Annotated in this window: 16 protein-coding genes; 13 read left to right on the top strand and 3 right to left on the bottom strand. The window is 57.7% G+C overall.

The window, feature by feature from the left end; translation table 11 throughout:
* The first annotated feature begins 1 nt into the window (after position 1).
* A complete protein-coding gene (locus KGFNPO_RS14755; RefSeq protein WP_472631986.1) occupies positions 2-1,231 on the top strand; it encodes a type II secretion system F family protein in 1,230 nt (409 codons plus the stop codon).
* 330 nt (positions 1,232-1,561) lie between these two features.
* Here the strand turns inward: KGFNPO_RS14755 and KGFNPO_RS14750 are convergent, their stop codons facing one another.
* Together KGFNPO_RS14750 and KGFNPO_RS14745 are read right to left on the bottom strand one after the other, a co-directional pair.
* Positions 1,562-1,798, bottom strand: a complete 237-nt coding sequence (locus KGFNPO_RS14750) for a DUF6139 family protein (RefSeq protein ID WP_472631985.1) — start codon at positions 1,796-1,798, stop codon at positions 1,562-1,564.
* An 8-nt stretch (positions 1,799-1,806) separates the two neighbouring features.
* A complete protein-coding gene (locus KGFNPO_RS14745; protein ID WP_472631984.1) occupies positions 1,807-2,208 on the bottom strand; it encodes a hypothetical protein in 402 nt (133 codons plus the stop codon).
* Positions 2,209-2,493: 285 nt separating this feature from the next.
* On the opposite strand from KGFNPO_RS14745, the gene KGFNPO_RS14740 reads away from it, so the two are divergent.
* The 3 genes from KGFNPO_RS14740 (at position 2,494) to KGFNPO_RS14730 (ending at position 6,933) form a co-directional block, all read left to right on the top strand.
* Positions 2,494-2,967 carry a C40 family peptidase gene (locus KGFNPO_RS14740; protein ID WP_472631983.1) on the top strand — a complete coding sequence of 158 codons (474 nt, stop codon included), beginning with the start codon at positions 2,494-2,496 and terminating at the stop codon, positions 2,965-2,967.
* Positions 2,968-3,182: 215 nt separating this feature from the next.
* A complete protein-coding gene (locus KGFNPO_RS14735) occupies positions 3,183-5,546 on the top strand; it encodes a penicillin-binding protein 1A (protein ID WP_472634499.1) in 2,364 nt (787 codons plus the stop codon).
* Between the two features lie 535 nt (positions 5,547-6,081).
* Complete coding sequence (locus KGFNPO_RS14730) at positions 6,082-6,933, top strand: PA4780 family RIO1-like protein kinase (RefSeq protein WP_472631982.1); 852 nt, start codon at positions 6,082-6,084, stop codon at positions 6,931-6,933.
* A 47-nt stretch (positions 6,934-6,980) separates the two neighbouring features.
* Here the strand turns inward: KGFNPO_RS14730 and KGFNPO_RS14725 are convergent, their stop codons facing one another.
* Entirely contained in the window at positions 6,981-7,868 is an 888-nt protein-coding gene (locus tag KGFNPO_RS14725) for a LysR family transcriptional regulator ArgP (protein WP_472631981.1), read from the bottom strand.
* Positions 7,869-8,001: 133 nt separating this feature from the next.
* On the opposite strand from KGFNPO_RS14725, the gene KGFNPO_RS14720 reads away from it, so the two are divergent.
* The 9 genes from KGFNPO_RS14720 (at position 8,002) to ehuD (ending at position 14,966) form a co-directional block, all read left to right on the top strand.
* On the top strand, positions 8,002-8,619 hold the full coding sequence (locus KGFNPO_RS14720; protein WP_472631980.1) for a LysE/ArgO family amino acid transporter: 618 nt from the start codon (positions 8,002-8,004) through the stop codon (positions 8,617-8,619).
* A gap of 168 nt (positions 8,620-8,787) precedes the next feature.
* Positions 8,788-9,318, top strand: a complete 531-nt coding sequence (locus KGFNPO_RS14715; protein WP_472631979.1) for a MarR family winged helix-turn-helix transcriptional regulator — start codon at positions 8,788-8,790, stop codon at positions 9,316-9,318.
* A 95-nt stretch (positions 9,319-9,413) separates the two neighbouring features.
* Positions 9,414-9,935 carry a diaminobutyrate acetyltransferase gene (gene ectA, locus KGFNPO_RS14710; RefSeq protein ID WP_472631978.1) on the top strand — a complete coding sequence of 174 codons (522 nt, stop codon included), beginning with the start codon at positions 9,414-9,416 and terminating at the stop codon, positions 9,933-9,935.
* 53 nt (positions 9,936-9,988) lie between these two features.
* Positions 9,989-11,281 (top strand): diaminobutyrate--2-oxoglutarate transaminase, encoded by a 1,293-nt coding sequence (gene ectB / locus KGFNPO_RS14705; protein ID WP_472631977.1) that lies wholly within the window; start codon positions 9,989-9,991, stop codon positions 11,279-11,281.
* Complete coding sequence (locus KGFNPO_RS14700) at positions 11,278-11,679, top strand: ectoine synthase (protein ID WP_472631976.1); 402 nt, start codon at positions 11,278-11,280, stop codon at positions 11,677-11,679. The genes ectB and KGFNPO_RS14700 overlap by 4 nt, the downstream gene beginning before the upstream one ends.
* A 15-nt stretch (positions 11,680-11,694) precedes the next feature.
* Positions 11,695-12,624, top strand: coding sequence for an ectoine hydroxylase (gene thpD / locus KGFNPO_RS14695; RefSeq protein WP_472631975.1), 930 nt, complete (start codon positions 11,695-11,697; stop codon positions 12,622-12,624).
* A 160-nt stretch (positions 12,625-12,784) separates the two neighbouring features.
* Positions 12,785-13,633 (top strand): ectoine/hydroxyectoine ABC transporter substrate-binding protein EhuB, encoded by an 849-nt coding sequence (gene ehuB, locus KGFNPO_RS14690; protein ID WP_472631974.1) that lies wholly within the window; start codon positions 12,785-12,787, stop codon positions 13,631-13,633.
* A 2-nt stretch (positions 13,634-13,635) separates the two neighbouring features.
* Positions 13,636-14,304, top strand: a complete 669-nt coding sequence (gene ehuC / locus KGFNPO_RS14685) for an ectoine/hydroxyectoine ABC transporter permease subunit EhuC (RefSeq protein ID WP_472631973.1) — start codon at positions 13,636-13,638, stop codon at positions 14,302-14,304.
* On the top strand, positions 14,301-14,966 hold the full coding sequence (gene ehuD / locus KGFNPO_RS14680; protein WP_472631972.1) for an ectoine/hydroxyectoine ABC transporter permease subunit EhuD: 666 nt from the start codon (positions 14,301-14,303) through the stop codon (positions 14,964-14,966). The genes ehuC and ehuD overlap by 4 nt, the downstream gene beginning before the upstream one ends.
* Positions 14,967-14,969 lie beyond the last annotated feature (3 nt).

The raw sequence follows: 14,969 nt of genomic DNA, 5'->3' as shown, positions 1-14,969 counted from the left end.
AATGGGTTTTTTTGCCTATAAAGCGCGCAATTCCCGCGGCGAACTGGTCAAGGGCGTGCTGGAAGGCGTCGACAGCAGCGCCGTCGCCAGCCAGTTGTTCAATACCGGCATCACGCCGATTGATATCACGGCAACCAGCCAGCCGCGAACCGGTGACGAAGTGGGTTGGTGGACGCGCCTGACCGAAGAAAAAGTACGCTCCATCGACGTGCAGCTATTCAGCCGGCAGTTGTATACGCTGTTGAAAGCAGGCGTGCCGATCATGCGCGGCCTGGCTGGCTTGCAGGAATCGGCCATCAATAAATCATTTGGACGAGTGCTCAAGGATATTCGGGAGTCGCTCGATGCCGGGCGTGAACTGTCTGCGGCGATGCGCCGTCATCCCAGCGTGTTCTCCAGTTTTTACCTGAACATGGTGCGCGTGGGCGAGATGACCGGTCGTCTGGAAGAGGTTTTCTTGCGCCTGTTTGCGCATCTTGAATTCGAGCGCGAGATGGGCGAACGGGTGCGCACCGCAATGCGCTATCCGTCCTTTGTGATGATTGCGATGCTGGCGGCGATCGGGGTGATCAATATCTTCGTGATCCCGGCTTTTGCCAAGGTGTATGCCGGCTTCAATGCGGAATTGCCGTTGATGACGCGCATCCTGATGGCGAGCTCGGAATTTACCGTGCACTATTGGCCGCTGATGCTGGCGGCGATAGGCGCTGCGGTGTTTGCATTCAAGACGTATATCTCGACCACCAAGGGCTTATACCAATGGGACAAGCTCAAGCTGCGCTTTCCTATCGTCGGGAAAATCATCTTGAAAGGCACGCTGGCGCGTTTTGCCCGCAGCTTTGCCTTGTCCAGCAAGAGCGGGGTGCCGATCGTGCAGGGTTTGAATGTGGTTGCGCAAACGGTGGACAACACGTATATCGCCAGCCGCATCGAGCAAATGCGCGACGGTGTCGAGCGCGGCGAAAGCATTTTGCGCACTGCCTTGGTGGCCAACGTGTTTACGCCGGTGGTGCTGCAGATGATTGCGGTCGGCGAGGAAACCGGCGAGCTGGATGACTTGATGGATGAAATCGCCGAAATGTACGAGCGCGAAGTCGATTACGAACTCAAGACGCTGTCTTCGCAGATCGAACCGATATTGATTGTCGCGCTGGGCATTCTGGTGCTGATTCTGGCGCTGGGTATTTTCTTGCCGATCTGGGATCTGGGCAAGGTTGCGCTGAAAAAATAGGCGGTCGGAAAGAGGGTGACGATGCTGCGGCAATCGTGTCGCGGGTTTTCATGGTTGACCGACCTCCCTCTCTCCCGGCCTCTCTCCCGCAAGCGGGAGAGAGGAGCAAAAACCCCGTTCAGCAAGTGGGAGAGAGGGGCGAAAATTCCCTCTCCCGCGTGCGGGAGAGGGCCGGGGAGAGGGAATTCAAACAGTCCTCACTCTGCGCACTGAATAGATACAACGCCATCTATTATTGCGGGGGTATATGCAAAAACACCGGCAATTCCGCATATAAACATTGCGGCATTAAAAAATACCAATCCATGTATGTCGAATGAGAAGAATCCGCTACGGTTGCGGGTCTTGCAGGTGCGTGATCGCGTAACCTTTCGCGCCGATCTGCGCCAGGGCATCGTCAAGCGTTAAATTAACCAGCGCGGCGGTATCTTGTTCCAGGTCGATATCGCGCTCGGCCGCCTGCCAATCGGTGCTGGTGACTTCTTGCGGCAACGGTTTGCCCTGCGGCACTGCCAGATACGAAGTGCGGTTCTGGCTTTCCATTCTTTGGTAAATGTCCACTCTCATGTCTAATCCTATCGACCTGGTTGGCAGGAAACATGCAAGCCGCGCTGCTCCGTCAGTTTTACCGGCATCGGCAGGGCGCGCAATGCGCTCGAATGACTTGGGGACATGAAGCGGTTAAGCCGGGGCGGTTTCAATGTCCGAGTGCAACTTATCCGTAATTTTGCGCGCCGGTCGCCCATCAACTGGCGCAATTCATCGATGCTGATGCCAGTGGCTTCTTGCATCCACAGCAACATCGACGCTCCGAGCGGCAATGTCTTGGCCCGAATCCGACGAATCACATCGACGTGGACGTTGAGTTTTTGGGCCAGGGTGGCATCGTTTTTCCATTGCATTTTTTTAAGCACTGCATCCAGCATGCGGCTCGGATCGTATTGGGTAAGTGCGGTTTCTTGGTGTTCAGCTGGCATCATTTTTTGTTTGAGTAACCTTTTTAAGGAGTGGTATGGGTATGTGGCGTGGCGCAAGCACGGTTGTCGCCAGACGCAGATCGGTAGTGTAGGGAAATAGCGGTGGCGCTTGTATCGGAATATCCCTAATCTGCTTTAGGAATTGGGTAAGAATCGCAACAAATTAAGCGGCATCAAAATAAGCGGCATCAAACGCCGAATCGCGCGCATGTCAAACGCGCATTCCACTCTTTGCAAGTGTTCCGGCAGCAGTACCGCGTGGTGCTTGCCCGCTATACTTGGCGCATGAAAATCACGCGATTGAAATTTCTCCTTCTCTGCCTGGCCTTGCTGCTGGCGGCTTGCGGTACGACGCAGCAACAAGCGCGGCCGGCGGCCAGCGCACAAGGCAACGAGGTCGCCCTCTATGCGCTGGGCTTGATCGGTACCGGCTACCGCTTTGGCGGCAAGAATCCAGAAGCCGGGCTCGATTGCAGCGGCATGGTGTCGTATATCTATCAGCATGCAGCCGGCTTGAACGTGAGCGGCAGCGCGGCCGATATTGCGCGACGCGGCAGGGAAATCCCGCGTTCCGGCGTGCGTCCGGGCGACTTGATTTTCTTTAACACCATGAACCGCTCGTTTTCACACGTCGGCATTTATATCGGCGACGCGCGCTTCGTCCATGCGCCATCGACCAACGGCCGGGTGCGCATCGACCGGCTCGATAACCGCTACTACGCGCAACGCTATGAAATGACGCGCAGTTACTTTGATTAAAAATAGTGCAGGGCTCTGGTGTATGCTTCGCTCCATTTGCCCGGGCGCGACTTGTCTGCGCCCACCGGTATCCGCCTGTATCATGTTGTGCCTGCGCCCCGGCACCCCCGATTTCCCCGAAAAACCCCGATAGGTTCGACTTGAACGAAAAAAAATTCCTGCCGCGCATGCTGGATCTGCTACGCCAGCGCGCTGGTCAGTTGCGCGCCACCTGGATGCCCCGGTTGGCGCGCTGGTTTGCTGATTTGTATGCTTATCTGATGCGCCAGCCGCCGCTGCGGCGCGGCGCGCTGATGCTCGGCCTGGCCGGCGCGGCGCTGGGCGGATTGCTGTTTTTGTACATTCTGATACTGATTCCCACCACGCCCAGCATCAAGGATTTGCAACAGGCGCGCACCGCGCAGGCGAGCACGATTCTGTCGGCCGACGGCCAGCAACTGGCCGCCTTCAACCAGGGCCAGCAGGAACGCATCAAGCTGAGGCAGGTCTCACCCTTCGTTATCCAGGCTTTGATCGCGACCGAAGATCACCGTTTCTACCAGCATCACGGGGTGGATTTCCGGCGCACCGCCGGCGCGGTTTTGCATACTTTGGGCGGCGACGCCCAGGGCGGCTCGACCATTACCCAGCAACTGGCGCGCAATCTGTTCCCGGAAGAGATCGGCCGGTCGCGCAGCATCAGCCGCAAGCTCAAGGAAATCGTCACCGCCTTCAAGATCGAGCGCGCCTACAGCAAGGATCAAATTCTCGAAACGTATCTGAATACGGTGCCGTTCCTGTACAACGCGTTCGGCATCGAAATGGCGGCGCGCACCTATTTCGATAAATCGGCGGCGAAACTAAATGTGCTGGAAAGTGCGACTCTGGTCGGCATGCTCAAAGGCACCCATTACTACAATCCGGTGCTGAATCCGGAGCGCTCGCTGGAGCGGCGCAACGTGGTGCTGGGGCAAATGCGCAAGCACGGACATCTGCGCGATGCGCAATACAAGTCGCTGCTGAAAAAACCGCTGAGAGTGCGCTTTCATCGCCAATACGACCAGGCCGACAGCACGGAAACCCATTTCACCGCTCATGTGCGCAAGTGGCTGATCGAATGGGCCGATCAGAATGAGTATGACTTGCAGCTCGACGGCTTGATTATCCATACCACGCTCGATGCCGGGTTGCAGAAGGCAGCGTTGCGCGCGGTTGAGCGGCAGGCCGATGCGCTGCAAAACATCGCCGATGTGGAATGGGGGCAGAGCCAGGGCGGCCTGATCTCGACCTCGACTGCCGTGTATGCGAGCGTGCGCCGGCAGGTCGCGCCGTTCCGTTATTTTTGGGATAGCCATGGCGAGCTGCAGGACAGTTTCATCCGTGAATCGGCCGAATATAGAAAAGCGCTGGACGCCGGCGTCAGCGCCGCCGATGCTTTCAAAAAACTACAGGCAGACCGCAATTTCATCGCCAAGCTGCGGGCCGCCAAGACGCGCCTGGAAGCCGGCTTTGTGGCGATTGATCCGAACAACGGCGAAGTGCGGGCCTGGGTCGGCAGCCGCGACTTTCAGCGCGACCAGTTCGACCATGTGGCGCAAGCCGAGCGCCAGCCCGGCTCGACCTTCAAGCCGATCGTGTATGGCGCCGCGCTGGAGAAAGGTTTTCGCCCGGATCGGCCGTACCAGGATAGCGTGATCGACATTCGCGCCGGCGACGGCAGTATCTGGCGGCCCACCGATATGTCGGGCGCAAGCGGCAAAACCATGACGCTGCGCCAGGGTTTGGTGTATTCGAAAAACACCATCACCGCGCAAGTCATGCAGGATGTCGGCCTGCCAAGCATCGTCAAATTGGCGAAAGCGGTCGGCATCAACCAGAGCAAGCTGGCGCAAGTGCCGTCGCTGGCGCTGGGCACCAGTCCGGTGACCTTGCTGGAAATGGTGTCGGCGTATGCGACCATTGCGGCCCAGGGCGAATACCGCAGACCGGTTTTCGTCAAAAGCATCAGCGACCGCAAAGGCAATGTGCTGGCCAGCTTCGATACCAAAGGCCAGCGTGCGATGTCGTCCGAATCGGCGGTGGAGCTGATCGACATGATGCGTGGCGCGGTCAATCAGGGCACCGGCCAGGCGGTCAAGGCGCGCTTCGGCATCAGCGCCGATATCGCCGGCAAAACCGGCACCACGCAAAACAATACCGACGGCTGGTTTATTCTGATGCACCCGAATCTGGTGGCCGGCGCCTGGGTCGGCTTCAACGATGCACGCGTTACCATGCGCAGCAATTACTGGGGCCAGGGCGGCCACAACGCGGTCTTGCTGGTGGGCGATTTCTACCGCAGCGCTTTGAACGCGCGGCTGATTGATGCCAGAGCGGTATTTCCGGGCGGTAAACTGCCGCCAGAGCGGGCTCCGGTAATAGCAGAACCAGCAGAACCAGCACCAGCACCAGCAGCAGAACCTGTTCCCGAGGACTGGATGGAACAATTACGCACGCTGCCGCAGCGGCAAGCGGTGCCGGCAGAGTCCGGACCGGACGCGAACTCCGACTCCGGCTTGAGTATCGACGAGTCAATAGTCGATGCGCCAGCGCCGCAGTGAGTCACTGTGAAAGTTGTAATTATTCAGCACGCTATGAATACCCCCTCGCCCGCTTGCGGGAGAGGGCTGGGGAGAGGGCGACTGCAAAGTTGACGACTTAATTAATTGCTGTACTCTGCGTAGATGCTTTGTCGGGGGTAGCCCGACAGCTACTCACTTTTCTTTGCTTCGCCAAAGAAAAGTAAGCAAAAGAAAGGCGACCGCAGACTTGCCCCTTCGGGGTTCCCGTTTGTGTGCTGCAAAAAATGGGAAATGAAGGAACTCGCTACGCTCAAACAGCCTTCATTTCTGATCCATTTTCTGCAGCACACAAACGGCTGCGTCCCCAGCGGCCTAACATCAAAAACAGCGTCAATACAACCGCCAATGGCATAAAGATGTCACTTGGATATCAACCTCATGGTAGGCTGAATAGAAACTAAAAATTTTAAATAGTGTTGAGTATGCATAAAAACTGCAACATTAGCGCATATGTTCATTGAGTAAATTTAAAATACATAACCCTGTATGTAATCAAATAAGGACCCCGTAATTCATGAAAACTCCCAAAAGACTCGAACCGCTAGTGCAGGAAGGCTTGGTGGACGAAGTCGTGCGTCAGTTGATGAGCGGCAAGGAAGCCACCGTATATGTGGTGCGTTGCGGCGACGATATCCGCTGCGCAAAAGTTTATAAAGACGCCAGCCAGCGCAGTTTCAAACAGGCCGCCGTTTACCAGGAAGGCCGCAAGGTCAAGAATAGCCGGCAAGCGCGCGCGATGGAAAAGGGCAGCCGCTACGGCCGCAAGATGCAGGAAGAAGTCTGGCAAAACGCCGAAGTCGATGCGCTGTACCGTCTGGCCGCTGCCGGCGTGAAGGTGCCAACGCCGTATATCTGTTTCGAGGGTGTGCTGTTGATGGATCTGCTCACCGACGCCAATGGCAATGCGGCACCGCGCTTGAATGACGTCGAAATGAACGAGGCCACGGCGCTGGAATACCACGCGCTGCTGCTGCATCAGGTAGTGCTGATGCTGTGCGCCGGCATCATCCACGGCGATTTATCCGAATACAACATTCTGGTCGATGAAGAAGGACCGGTGATTATCGATTTGCCGCAAGCGGTGGATGCGGCCGGCAATACCAACGCCGGACCGATGCTGGAACGCGATGTGGATAATCTCAAAGACTACTTCGGCCAATTTGCCCCCGCGCTGCTGGTTTCGCAGTTCGGCAAGGAAATCTGGGCCCTGTATCAGGCCGGTTTGCTCACGCCCGAGACCCCGCTGACGGGCCGCGTCAAGCAAGATAACCGCAAGGTAGATGTCGACGGAGTGCTGCGCGAAATCGAGGATGCCCGGCTGGAGGAAGAAGCGCGCATTCGTTACCGGCAGGAATTGGCGGGTTAGTTGAATAAGCGTTGAACTAGCACCGAACTAGCGCCGAACCAGCATCATTACAGCAACACCTGCCGCGCCGCCTGCACCAGGGTTGCCGACATCAACTCCAGGCGCGGCGATTGCACCTTCCAGCGGTGCCAGAACAGTTCGACATCGGTCGGCTGCTCCGGCGCCAGATCGACCAGCGTATGGCTATCCTGCAGATGCTCCATCTGCACCTCCGGAACCATGCCCCAGCCCAGCCCCAGACGCACCGCCTGCATATACGCTTCCGAGGCCGGGATGTAATGGCAAGGGTAGGCGTCTGCCGTCAGGCCGAAATGCTGCAGCAGGAAATCCGCCTGCAAGCGGTCCTTGCGGTCGAACGTCAGCACCGGTGCCAGTCGTGCCGAGCTGCGGTTCATTCCCTGCGCAAACCAGCGTTGGCGGAAGTCGGGTGAAGCCATGCAGCGATACCGCATCACACCCAGCGTTTCCGTGACGCAGCCGCGCATCGGCAGCCGCTCAGTCGAAATGCAACCCAGCGCCAGACCGGCTTCCAGCAATGCGTAGGTGTGGTTCTGGTCGTCCACCGTCAGATCCAGCAACACTTGCTCGCGGATTAAAAATTCCGCCAGCGCCGGCAGAAACCAGCTGGCCAGGCTGTCGGCGTTGACCGCCACCGCCAGCATCAGCGGTGCCGACTGATTGCCGGCAAATTCCGCTTGTAAATCCTGTTCCAGCAATTGCGCACGGCGCAGATATTGCAGCAGGCGCTGACCGGCCTGCGTCGCGCGGCACGGCCGGCTGCGCACCAGTAGCGGGCTGCCGAGCTGTATTTCCAGCGCCCGCACGCGCTGCGAGACTGCCGACGAGGTCAGATGCAAGCGGCTGGCGGCTTGCTCGAAACTGCCGGTTTCTATTACCGCCAGTACCGCTTCGCATTGTCTGGGATCGAATTTCATGGGATTTTGGGGTAGAAAGTGGCTCTGTATTAAGAATTTTTAATGATTCACTAATTAAATTAATCCTGCTTCATTAATTGTGCGGCCAAAAGCAAAATGGTGTCCATCATTCAATCGCATCCAGGATTCCATCATGCTGCTTCCGTTCTACCTGAAAGGCCTCGGTCTCGGCGCCGGTCTGATCATCGCGATCGGCTCGCAAAACGCGCATGTGCTGCGCATGGGCCTGCGGCAACAGCATGTCGGCCTGACGGTGCTGGTGTGCATCGTGCTCGATGTGCTGTTGATCGGCGTCGGGATCGCCGGCATGGGTGCGGCCATAGGCGGCAATCCTGTGTTGTTGGGACTGGCGCAGTGGGGCGGCGTGGCTTTTCTGAGTTGGTATGGGCTGCGCGCCTGGCGTGCGGCATGGGCAAATCATGCGTTGCAGGTGAATCAGCAGGCTGTCGTCATGAGCGCCGCGCAGGCAGTCACGGCCGTCGTCGTCCTGTCGCTGCTGAACCCGCACGTATATCTGGATACCGTGGTGTTGCTGGGCGCGGTCGGCGCGCAACAGGCCGGTGCCGGCAAGCTGTGGTTCGCGCTGGGTGCGATGACCTCTTCCATCTTGTGGTTTGTGCTGCTGGGTTTCGGCTCGCGCCTGCTGTCGCCGTTATTCGCACGGCCGCTGGCATGGCGTGTGCTGGACGGCGTGATCGGCGTGGTGATGCTGGTTCTGGCCGGGACGCTGGCGCTGGGCAGCGTGGCTTGATGCGGACGGTACGCGCGCCGCAAGCGGCCGCAACAATCCAATATTTCCATACTCAAATCATTCGTATTGAAATGATTGGAAGTGAGATGATTTGACATGGAATGTTATTAATGTACAATGATGGCTCTTTATTTGGAATCCAGTGGAACAGAAAACAGAAACGCGAGAATGGTTGAATTGTTGCCGTGGGGCGAGACAGAAACTCAGGATGTCGTTAAAGTGACACTTATGAACGATGCCACCAAACTTGTAGCCGTAAATGATTCAATCCGCATTTTACAAAGCGTGCGCCGTATCGCGCAGTGCGTGGAACATCATTCGAAGCGACTCAAGACCACTCACAACATCACATCGCCGCAACTGGTGGCACTCATGGCAATTGCCCAATTGGGGCCGAGTACGCTGAAGTCGATCGGGCGGGCGATACACCTGAGTTCAAGCACGGTAGTGGGCATCGTTGACCGGCTGGAAGAAAAAAAGCTGGTCTGCCGCGAACGCGATACCCGCGACCGGCGCAATGTCTACGTGAGCGTAACGGCGGTCGGCCAGCACTTGGTCGAGAATGCGCCGTCGGCGCTGCCGCAAGGTTTTTCCAGTGCGCTTGGCGCGTTGCCGGAAGATGATCAGCATACTTTGGTGGTGGTGTTGGAACAATTCGCTACTCTGCTTGAGGTTAAGGCGCCTGCCGGCGCTATCTAATTCTCCGATCTGCATTCTGATTCCCTCTAACCGGTAAGTACGTTCGGCGGCCGAGACCGGCCGCGAGAACGTTCTTGCCTGCAAAAGGAGAGCACATGAATGCACCCATACCCAATCCGGCGTCAGAGAGTCAGCTGACGTTACGCAAACCGCAGCCACGCGATGGCGCGGCGCTGCACGGTCTGATCGCGGCTTGCCCGCCGCTCGACCTGAATTCAATCTATGCCTATTTGTTGCTGTGCCTGCACCATGCGCGCACCAGCGTGGTAGCAGAACTCGACGGCATTCTTGTCGGTGCTATCACCGCGTATATCCCCCCCGAGCAACCCGACACGCTATTCGTATGGCAAGTCGCGGTCGCACCGCAACAGCGCGGGCAGGGACTGGGCCGGCGCATGCTGCAGCATTTGCTTACCGACTGCATCGCGCCGCGCGGTCTGCGCTGGATGGAAACCACCGTCAGCCCCAGCAACACAGCATCCAACCGATTGTTTACCAATTTTGCCTTGCAGCATGCTGCAGGCTGTCCCATCACCACTCTGTTTAGCGCCGATGATTTTGGCGAGAGTGGGCACGAAGAAGAACGTCTCTACAAAATCGGTCCCTGGACCGCGTAGCTTGACGGCAAGACGATAGTCAACATCCATTCCATCCCTTAAGGAGAAGCATGATGCGTACATTCAATAAACTGGAATCAGAGGTTCGTGGGTATATCCGTTCCTTCCCAACTATTTTTACTACAGCCCAAAACGCAGTGCAAACCGACGAAAATGGCCGCGAGTTCATCGACTTCCTGGCCGGTGCCGGTAGCCTGAACTACGGCCACAACAATCCCGTTTTGAAACAAGCGCTGCTCAATTATTTGGCCAGCGACGGCGTGGTGCAAGGGCTCGACATGGCCACTGCAGCAAAGAAAAATTTCCTGCGCACGTTTGAAGAACGCATCCTGAAGCCGCGCAAAATGCATTACAAAATGCAATTCACCGGCCCTACCGGCACCAATGCGGTGGAAGCCGCGATCAAGCTGGCGCGCAACGTAACCGGGCGCCAAAATATAATTTCGTTCACCAACGGCTTTCATGGCGTAACGCTGGGCGCGCTGTCGCTGACCGGCAATCGCAAGTTCCGCGATGCCTCCGGCGCGACACTGACGGACGTGCATCATGCAGCGTATTCCAACTATTTCGGCCCGGATGTGGATACCGTCGCGATGCTCGACAAGCTTCTTACCGACCCCAGCAGCGGCGTCGACTTTCCGGCGGCGATTATTCTTGAAACCGTCCAAGGTGAAGGCGGCCTGAATTTCGCCAGCCTGGATTGGCTGAAAAAAATCGAACAATTGTGCCACCGTCATGAAATTTTGCTGATCGTCGATGACATCCAGGCCGGTTGCGGGCGCACCGGAACTTTCTTCAGTTTCGAGCCAGCCGGCATCCAACCCGACATGATCACCTTGTCGAAATCGCTATCCGGTTACGGCTTGCCAATGTCGGTGGTCCTGATCAAACCCGAGCACGACGTGTGGAAGCCAGGCCAGCACAACGGCACCTTCCGCGGCAACAACATGGCGTTTGTAACCGCCGCCACAGCGCTCGATCATTACTGGAGCGACAACAAATTCCAGGCATCGATCGACAAAAAGGCACAGACCGTCACCACCTATCTCGACAAGCTGGTGAAAACGTACCCGGCTGCCGAAATGATGCGACGCGGACGCGGCCTGATGCAGGGTTTGGCATTCAAGGACCCGGAGTTGGCCGACCGCGTTACCACGCTGGCATTCCAGAACGGATTGATCATCGAAACCTCGGGCGGCAGCGACGAAGTCATCAAGCTGCTGATGCCGCTGACCATCGAACCGGAACAGCTGCTGGCTGGTCTGGATATCCTGGAGCAGGCGCTGGCCGATACGGTGGGTGATCTGAGCACCACTGCAGCCAAGAATACAGAGGTGACAGCATGATCGTACGACGCCTGCAAGACATCCTGAATACCGAACGCGACGTAAAGACCGAAACCTGGGCCAGCCGCCGCCTGCTGCTGCGCGATGACCGCATGGGGTTTTCGATGCACGAAACCACCATCTTCGCCGGCACCCAAACCCACATCTGGTACAAGAACCATCTGGAAGCGGTGTATTGCGTCGAGGGCAGCGGCGAGGTTGAGCTGATTCCTTCGGGTGAAATTTTCCGCATCGAGCCGGGCACCATTTATGCGCTCAACAAGAACGACCGCCATTGGCTGCGCGCCGATGCCGGCGGCGACATGCGGCTGGTATGCAGCTTCAACCCGCCGCTGGTCGGCAACGAAGTACATGACGCCGATGGCGTCTACGCCGCCGCGCCGGAATCTGTCGCATAAAGAGAGGAGCATCAAATGCTATCCCAAGACCCTTACAAAAGCCGCGCGCTGATTTCACCGGCGATTCTGGCGCGCTGCGAACCGGTTGTCTATGACCAGGAACCAAGCGCTGCCTGCGCCACGCTGAACCCGGCGCAACGCGATGCCTACCGGGAGAACGGATTCCTGTTTCTGCCCGAGCTGTTCACGCCGGCCGAGGCCGCAGCCTTGCACGATGAAATGCAAACGATGCGCACCGATTTTGCAGCGGCCGGCCGCGATGAAGTCATTGCGGAGTCGGGCAGCGGCGAGGTGCGCTCGATCTTCGATGTGCACCATCTGAACGATGTATTCGCCAGCCTGATGCGCGACCCGCGCGTGCTGAACGTGGCGCGCGAAATACTCGGCAGCGAAGTTTATATTCACCAGTCGCGCATCAACTACAAACCCGGATTTAGCGGTAAGGAGTTTTACTGGCATTCCGATTTTGAAACCTGGCACACCGAAGACGGCATGCCGGCCATGCGCGCATTGAGCTGCTCGATTCTGCTCACCGACAACGATGAATTCAACGGCCCGCTGATGCTGATCCCCGGTTCGCACCAGCACTTCATTTCCTGTGCCGGTGAAACGCCGATTGATCACTACAAGCAATCACTGAAGAAGCAGGAATACGGCGTGCCGGACGAACTCCTGCTGCGCTACCTGGCGGACATGGGCGGCATCACGTCTTGCAAGGGAAAAGCAGGTTCGGTTGTATTTTTCGACTGCAACACCATGCATGGGTCCAACAGCAACATCACGCCCTATCCGCGCAGCAACGTGTTTTTTGTCTACAACAGCATCGAAAACCAGTTGCAGGCGCCGCAGGGCGGACTGCAGCCGCGGCCCGAGTTCATCGCCGCGCGTCACAACCTGGCGCAGCTGGAGCCTGAGCCGCTGACGTTGCGCACCTCCCAGGCATAACGAACCTGATTCGGTAGGTCGGGTTAGCGGCTTCATCGCGTAACTTGGAAAACTGCTCCGACATTTGCGGCTGAGAATGTCGGGTTACGCTAGCGCTAACCCGACTACCGACGTTTGCATAATTTCCCGTTTGATAAAACTAATTTAAATGAGACCAATCATGAAAACCATCTTCAAAACTTCCGCTGTCGCAGCACTGATCGCCACCGCCGCAATCGGGCTCAGCACTGCGGCAAGCGCCGAAACCACGCTGGAGCGCGTACAGCGCACCGGCGAGATTCGTATCGGTTATGCCAACGAAGCGCCATTCGCCTACACGCAATCCGATGGCAAGGTGACCGGCGAATCGCCGGAGATTGCCAAGGTGGTGTTCGACAAGATTGGCGTCAAAAAAATCGATGCGGTGCTGACCGAATGGGGCGGCCTGATTCCCGGCCTGATGGCTGGACGTTTCGATGTAATCGCCGCCGGCATGTACGTGACGCCGGAACGTCTGCAGCAAGTGTTGTTTACCGATCCGCACTATCAGATCGGCGATACGCTGCTGGTCGCCAAAGGCAACCCGAGCAAATTGCACAGCTATGCCGACATCGTAAAAAATCCCAAGGTAAAGCTGGCCGTAATGTCGGGCACCGCGGAGTACACGTATGCACGCGAAGCCGGGATTTCGGATAGCCAGATCATGCAGGTGCCGAATACCACCGCGCAGTTGCAGGCAGTAGGCACACGACGGGCGCAGGCCGCGGTTGGCACCCAGTTGACGATGAAGGATCTGGCGCTCAAGGGCGGCAAAAGGGTGGAAGCGATAGCCGACTTTAAAGACGATCCGGCGCATATCGGTTACGGCGCACTGGCCTTCCGCAAGGGTGACCAGGACTTGCGCGACGCGGTCAATGTGGCGCTGAAGGCGTGGCTGGGCAGCGCAGAGCATCTGAAAACAGTCACACCGTTCGGCTTCGATAGTTCCAACCTCACCACCAAGACCGTCGAAGAACTCGCCCAGCCATAACAATGACTGAGCTCCTGCCGCTCCTGCTGGAAGGGACCTTAGTCACCATCCGCATCACCTGCCTGGCTGCGCTGTTGGCAGTCGCGCTGGCGCTGGTGGCCGCGCTGGCCAAGCTGTCGCCGTGGCGCGGCTTGCGCTGGCTGGCCAATATTTACATCGAAGCATTCCGCGGCACCTCGCTGCTGGTGCAATTGTTCTGGCTATTCTTTGTGCTGCCGCTGCCGCCGTTCAACCTGACTCTGACGCCGTTCGCGGTTGCGGTGCTTGGCCTGGGCCTCAACATCGGCGCCTATGGTGCAGAAGTGATGCGCGGCGCGTTTGCGGCGGTGCCACGCGGCCAGATCGAGGCGGCGATTGCATTGAACCTTCCGCCGCTGCATCGCTTTCTCGGCATCGTACTGCCGCAGGCGCTGGCCAAAGCGATTCCGCCGGCTACCAATCTGCTGATCGAATTACTCAAGGGCACCTCGCTGGTATCTCTGATCACGCTGGCCGATCTGACGTTCCGCGCCAATCAACTGGTGCAGGCGACTTTCCGTACCGGGGAAATTTTCACAATTGCGTTGTTGATTTACTTCGTGCTGGCACAGGCGATCAACTTGGGCATGCGCATGCTGGAGCGGCGACTTAATCGTGGTTTAAGTGGTGGCTTAAACCGGGGGCGCATGTGAGCGGCCGCACCTTGTTCGACTGGCAGTTCGCTGCCGAGATTCTGCCCGACCTGCTGCGCGCTTCGCTGTACACCATCGGCATCACCTTTGTTGCGTTTGCAATCGCGCTGGTGTTCGGCTTGCTGCTGGCTGTCATGCGTCGCGCGCAATTGCGCTGGCTATCGTGGCCGGCCGCTGCCGTGATCGAATTCATCCGCAGTACGCCGCTGTTGATCCAGTTGTATTTCCTGTTCTACGTGATGCCGGAATACGGCCTGATCTTGTCGGCGCTGGCCGCCGGTACGATAGGCATCGCACTGCATTACTCTTGCTATGTGGCGGAAGTGTACCGGGCCGGTTTGAACGGCGTGCCGCGCGGCCAGTGGGAAGCGGCCAAGGCGTTGAGCCTTTCGCCCCTGAATGCGTATCGCAGCATCGTGCTGCCGCAGGCGATCCGTCCGATTGTTCCGGCGCTCGGCAATTACCTGATTGCGATGTTCAAGGATACCCCGGTGCTGTCGGCTATCACCGTGGTCGAACTCATGCTGCAGGCCAAAAATATCGGCTCGCAATCGTTCCGCTATATCGAGCCAATCACGATGGCTGGCCTGTTCTTTCTGGTCATCAGCATCGTCGTCGCGCTGCTGGTGCGCAAGCTTGAAGCGCATTTGCGCATGCCATAAAAA

The organism is Gelidimonas diazotrophica (genome assembly GCF_055694025.1).
The sequence above is the reverse complement of the archived record's forward strand: the minus strand, read 5'-3'. Positions and strand labels throughout refer to the sequence as shown.

Bases quoted from the DNA above. Each gene is read 5' to 3' on its own strand.
- KGFNPO_RS14715 (WP_472631979.1), top strand. From the start codon at position 8,788: ATGGTTGAATTGTTGCCGTGGGGCGAGACAGAAACTCAGGATGTCGTT.
- KGFNPO_RS14745 (WP_472631984.1), bottom strand. From the start codon at position 2,208: ATGCCAGCTGAACACCAAGAAACCGCACTTACCCAATACGATCCGAGC.
- KGFNPO_RS14755 (WP_472631986.1), top strand. From the start codon at position 2: ATGGGTTTTTTTGCCTATAAAGCGCGCAATTCCCGCGGCGAACTGGTC.
- KGFNPO_RS14730 (WP_472631982.1), top strand. From the start codon at position 6,082: ATGAAAACTCCCAAAAGACTCGAACCGCTAGTGCAGGAAGGCTTGGTG.
- ehuB (WP_472631974.1), top strand. From the start codon at position 12,785: ATGAAAACCATCTTCAAAACTTCCGCTGTCGCAGCACTGATCGCCACC.
- KGFNPO_RS14740 (WP_472631983.1), top strand. From the start codon at position 2,494: ATGAAAATCACGCGATTGAAATTTCTCCTTCTCTGCCTGGCCTTGCTG.
- ectB (WP_472631977.1), top strand. From the start codon at position 9,989: ATGCGTACATTCAATAAACTGGAATCAGAGGTTCGTGGGTATATCCGT.
- KGFNPO_RS14725 (WP_472631981.1), bottom strand. From the start codon at position 7,868: ATGAAATTCGATCCCAGACAATGCGAAGCGGTACTGGCGGTAATAGAA.
- KGFNPO_RS14720 (WP_472631980.1), top strand. From the start codon at position 8,002: ATGCTGCTTCCGTTCTACCTGAAAGGCCTCGGTCTCGGCGCCGGTCTG.
- KGFNPO_RS14735 (WP_472634499.1), top strand. From the start codon at position 3,183: ATGCCCCGGTTGGCGCGCTGGTTTGCTGATTTGTATGCTTATCTGATG.
- KGFNPO_RS14700 (WP_472631976.1), top strand. From the start codon at position 11,278: ATGATCGTACGACGCCTGCAAGACATCCTGAATACCGAACGCGACGTA.
- KGFNPO_RS14750 (WP_472631985.1), bottom strand. From the start codon at position 1,798: ATGAGAGTGGACATTTACCAAAGAATGGAAAGCCAGAACCGCACTTCG.
- thpD (WP_472631975.1), top strand. From the start codon at position 11,695: ATGCTATCCCAAGACCCTTACAAAAGCCGCGCGCTGATTTCACCGGCG.
- ectA (WP_472631978.1), top strand. From the start codon at position 9,414: ATGAATGCACCCATACCCAATCCGGCGTCAGAGAGTCAGCTGACGTTA.
- ehuC (WP_472631973.1), top strand. From the start codon at position 13,636: ATGACTGAGCTCCTGCCGCTCCTGCTGGAAGGGACCTTAGTCACCATC.